6 protein-coding genes are annotated in these 3,768 nt (G+C 32.1%); all 6 read left to right on the top strand.

The annotated features are described in order from the left end of the window. Positions 1-269 precede the first annotated feature (269 nt). The 6 genes from LDM90_RS09355 to LDM90_RS09330 all read left to right on the top strand — a co-directional run bounded on the left by LDM90_RS09355 (position 270) and on the right by LDM90_RS09330 (position 3,650). Entirely contained in the window at positions 270-809 is a 540-nt protein-coding gene (locus tag LDM90_RS09355) for a helix-turn-helix domain-containing protein (RefSeq protein ID WP_222710145.1), read from the top strand. Positions 810-899: 90 nt separating this feature from the next. Further along, positions 900-1,037 (top strand): hypothetical protein, encoded by a 138-nt coding sequence (locus tag LDM90_RS09350; RefSeq protein WP_223898875.1) that lies wholly within the window; start codon positions 900-902, stop codon positions 1,035-1,037. Between the two features lie 425 nt (positions 1,038-1,462). Further along, the gene (locus tag LDM90_RS09345) at positions 1,463-1,675 is read left to right on the top strand and encodes a hypothetical protein (protein ID WP_187155204.1); all 213 of its coding nucleotides are present in this window, start codon (positions 1,463-1,465) and stop codon (positions 1,673-1,675) included. 474 nt (positions 1,676-2,149) lie between these two features. After that, a complete protein-coding gene (locus LDM90_RS09340) occupies positions 2,150-2,545 on the top strand; it encodes a hypothetical protein (protein WP_187155203.1) in 396 nt (131 codons plus the stop codon). 16 nt (positions 2,546-2,561) lie between these two features. Then, positions 2,562-2,798 carry a hypothetical protein gene (locus tag LDM90_RS09335; RefSeq protein ID WP_187155202.1) on the top strand — a complete coding sequence of 79 codons (237 nt, stop codon included), beginning with the start codon at positions 2,562-2,564 and terminating at the stop codon, positions 2,796-2,798. 708 nt (positions 2,799-3,506) lie between these two features. After that, entirely contained in the window at positions 3,507-3,650 is a 144-nt protein-coding gene (locus tag LDM90_RS09330) for a hypothetical protein (RefSeq protein ID WP_158593833.1), read from the top strand. Positions 3,651-3,768: the final 118 nt, after the last annotated feature.

The following is a 3,768-nucleotide window of genomic DNA, read 5'->3' as shown; positions in this document are numbered from 1 at the left end:
ACGATCGACAAAGCGGTTAGTTAGATAGTTTCTTCTCCTTATTGCAAGGGGAAATTACCTAACTAACCGCTTTGCGGTTATGTTAGGTACCTTATGGGGTTAGTGTGTCCGCTGTTTGGAGGTTGTGGTGTTTCTGGTGTAGTCTGGGACGATCTTATTTTGAATAGTTATGTTTAGCTGTTTGAAAATGATATATGTAGTGAATAGAAGTTGAGTGGAAGTTAAGGTCATTGTTAGTATGGTTAATTGTATGTTAGATTGTTGTTGTAGTGTTCAAATGGATTGAAACGGTTAGGAAACAATTTATGAAGAAGCATGAACAGTTGTATAGCCAGAATAGAATTGCTGATATATTAGGTGTTAGCAAGAGTACATTGAGTAAGTGGTTGAAAGCCAATGCTGTTTCTCCAAAACAGTTAAAAGGTCAACGTAAATATTATGATAAAACGGTTATTGAACGGTATCAAAAGTCTAAAAAAGTTGATACTAAGGGGAAAAATCATCTAATTAATTCGTTGACTGTTTTTCAAACCGTTTCCGAAAAGCAGCATGAAATAGATGAATTGAAACAGTTGTTAAAAGATAAAGAAGAACAACTTAAAGAAAAAGATGAGCAGATAATGCTGCAGAATAATGAGTTAGTTGAGTTTGCAAAAAAATTTGCACAGTTAGCAGATCAGGCTCAGCGATTGAATTTAGTCGATAAGCCGTTGAGGCAGAAAAAATTTATCGATAAACCAGTTGAAAATTCTAGAGTGATGAAGTCTAAATTACATTGGTGGCAAAAAATTGGAAAAACCAAGTCATAAGTTCAACTTTTTTGCAGTAATTTTTAAGAAATAGTATGCAGTAACTTAATAATATCGACAAAATAGCTTGTAATTACTAATATTAAGGTAATGAGCATAAGACAGAACGGTCCAACTTTAGTTGGAATCGCCAGTGGCGATGTTCTGAAATGCCTATGCGGCAAGGTTAATACGGGTAAAGCACTTTATCCAAAAATAGACTTAATATTAGTCTCTAATACCACCTAAAAATGGTAATATTACTACCGTATACCACCTAAAAATGATGATTTTACCACCTTGTACCACCTAAAAGTGTAGAAAATACCACCACTTTACAAGCCAATTATTTTTATTTTTTAAGGAAAACAAAAGCATGAAATCAAAAAAATTGTAGAAATACATGTTGTTTTTTCTGAAGAAACGAGTATTAAATTACGGCAACTTGCAAAGCAAAATGGAACTAATAATGTACTCAAAACTTTAGAGATTACTGTTGACGTAATTAACTATATTAAAAAGCAAGAGACTCAGAAGTTGTATATATTTTAGGCTTGAATATACATCGACTCTATGGATAAAATTCAATTAGCAGATAAAGTTTTTTTAGACAATATAAGTGAGACTTTATCGCGTATTTGCGTGAGTTATATTAGCCCAGAGGAGTTATTAAGATGAAAAAAGACATTGAAATTAATGCTGTTGTATTGCAAATAGATGCTGAGAAGCAGACTGCTGAAATAGCTGAAGTAGAGAATGACGCCGACCACACAGTACAGTTAACTGACGTGCAAAAGGCTTATTTGGAACCAGGTGATTATATCCACTACAATGCAAAAACTAATAAAATCGAAGATATACACGAGAATGATCTTGATGGGATATAGGTCAAAACTACAGGTAATGCAATCGTTGTATTGAAATTTATGGGCAAACATACTTAAGCCCCTAAAAATTGCGTGTAGGGGCTTATATGGACATATAAGCAATTATAATTTTGACTAAAACTAAAGCTAGAATGTAATATATATTGAAATTGGATATTGAAAAATTCAAATATACCAATTGGTCTAATTGTGAAATTTCTTAGAAATGAAAAAAGGAAAGACTGATTTAACAGCCTTTCCTTTTGCTATACGGCTTTAAATTCACAAACATTTTTTTGCTGCAGTTTGAAGCCTTGTAGCACTATGTTTCGTAGCAACTTCGCTTAATGTACATTATGTAAAGTTGTTACTGGTATAGAGGATACTAAGCAAAAATAAGTTTGCATATATAATATAAAATATATATAATATAACATGTGTTTTTGTTTATATATAATATATATAAATATGCTTACAATAAGGGAGTACAGATTAATGAAAAAGAAATTGAAACATATATTAGGTATTATATATGTTTTTATGCTGATTGCAGCATCGATTGGATTAATAATTATAGATAGACATGATGTATGGGCAATGCTTAGAGAGTGTTTATCTTTAGTTGTAATACTTTTTATTATTTATATTGTAGTAACAAGTGGTGACGATGATGGAGATAATGATTCTAAAACATATAATTTTTTTGACATTATAGATATATTATTGCTTGGAATAGCAGCTGTTTTTATGTGCTTATATTTTTTGTATAAAAAATCATTTATTTTTTCTGGCATTGCTGTAGTATGTGTGATCATATGGAGTATATCTACGTTCCTATCCATTGTTATTGGCGAATATAAAGCTATTAAAAAGAATAATAAACATAAGTAAATTTAGAGGAAAAATCATGAAGATTAATCTAAAAAAATGTTTGATATTATTGTGTAGCATGGTTTTATTTATACAGCCAGCGTTAGATATTACATATAATGTGGCATCAGCTTCAAGTATAACTGCTCTATCTAGTAAAAGGTTAAAATTAAAAAAAGCTAAGAGTGATTTAAAAGTTTATGGCTTTACCGATAAGGAACTGAATTCACTATCTTATAAAAATATTTTATCTTTAGATAAAATATTTTTATAAGATAGGATTTATGGATTTTGGGGAGGAGTAAAAACATGTGCAAAGTCGGTTCGATATTTTTATAAATTAGCACCTAAAAGTGTTAAAAAGCAGATTAGACGCTATGGTATTAAAAAGTTAATACAGGTAATTGATAGAATTAGTGGTACATCTAGTAAATTGGTTCATTTTCTTTGTAAAAAAGTACATATATCAAGAAAATGGGCCAACATATTAGCTAGAATAGTTAATATTATTCTTTAATTAGTTACTATGACTAATATGTTTTTGAATTTTATAATTTTAAATTCGTGAAACAGGTTTCTTATTTTAAGATTTTGTTATACAATATTTTTAACAATTAAATACATGAAAAAAGCTAATCTCAAACTTTTGCACGGTCACAGATTAGCTTCATCACCTGGATTAAGTATAACAAAAATACTTAAAAATTCAAGAGATGAAGTTAAAAAGACCTCCAAGCTAAGAGATTAGCCCGGAGGTCTTTTTCGTTATCAAGACAGCACATAAATTGCCAACAGGACAAAGTTGTAAAAAGGGACAGGTTTAATAGAGCCATCTCAAGTAATAAATCTATTTCCGAAAGCACGTAACGAATGCAGTGGGGCAAGTGGCGGTGACGACCAGCAGTTAAGCGAACCAGGTCAGGGCGGTACAGACGACTACTGTCTGGTCAGAATTACTCATGTGTAAGGCGAGCAGGCAGCAGTGGAACATACGGCAGTAGCAAGGACAGAACATAGTACGAGGTACTATTGGCTGGGGTTAGCATATGGCGTTGCCCAGACCTTCAGATCATATTTTGGAGCGACAAAAAACAACGGCTCGGCTACTGTGCAGGGCGTTTTTTAGCTTAAATGTATGCTGGTCCTTTGTGACCAGATTAGTAACCAACGATCGACAAAGCGGTTAGTTAGATAGTTTCTTCTCCTTATTGCAAGGGGAAATTACCTAACTAACCGCTTTGCGG

It is taken from the genome of Lactobacillus huangpiensis, from assembly GCF_019972815.1.
GTDB classification, from domain to species: Bacteria; Bacillota; Bacilli; order Lactobacillales; family Lactobacillaceae; genus Lactobacillus; species Lactobacillus huangpiensis.
Note: the sequence above shows the minus strand (reverse complement) of the source record. Positions and strands in the feature narration are given on the sequence as shown.

Coding starts and splice junctions, on each gene's coding strand:
- LDM90_RS09350 (WP_223898875.1), top strand. CDS start 900: ATGAGCATAAGACAGAACGGTCCAACTTTAGTTGGAATCGCCAGTGGC.
- LDM90_RS09345 (WP_187155204.1), top strand. CDS start 1,463: ATGAAAAAAGACATTGAAATTAATGCTGTTGTATTGCAAATAGATGCT.
- LDM90_RS09340 (WP_187155203.1), top strand. CDS start 2,150: ATGAAAAAGAAATTGAAACATATATTAGGTATTATATATGTTTTTATG.
- LDM90_RS09335 (WP_187155202.1), top strand. CDS start 2,562: ATGAAGATTAATCTAAAAAAATGTTTGATATTATTGTGTAGCATGGTT.